Genomic DNA, 290 nt, shown 5'->3' on the forward strand with positions numbered 1-290 from the left:
CGTACTTGATCTCCATCAGCTGATCCGAATAATCCTTGGCGTTGACCGGCGAACCTTTGGCGTTGGGCTGATTGACCAGCTCCAGCGATTGATCCAGACGGCCGTCCTTATATTGCTGACCCCGATCGGTCGGCTTGGACGAACAGCCCGCCAATACCGCCACCATCAACCCGCCCAGCAGGTATTTGCCCCAACGTCCTTTCATCGCGCACACTCTCAAACTGATATGATCTACCGGCTGAACGATAACAAACGCTCATTGATAAAGGAATCGCTGCAAATAAAAAAAG

General features: G+C 52.1%; 1 protein-coding gene. It reads right to left on the reverse strand.

Annotated features, from left to right (window positions below):
* A partial coding sequence (locus JYB63_RS22875) for a hypothetical protein (protein ID WP_243432136.1) occupies nucleotides 1-205 on the reverse strand: 205 nt, incomplete at its 3' end.
* Between the last annotated feature and the right edge of the window lie 85 nt (nucleotides 206-290).

Source organism: Aliamphritea spongicola (assembly GCF_017051665.1).
Lineage (GTDB): Bacteria > Pseudomonadota > Gammaproteobacteria > Pseudomonadales > Balneatricaceae > Amphritea > Amphritea spongicola.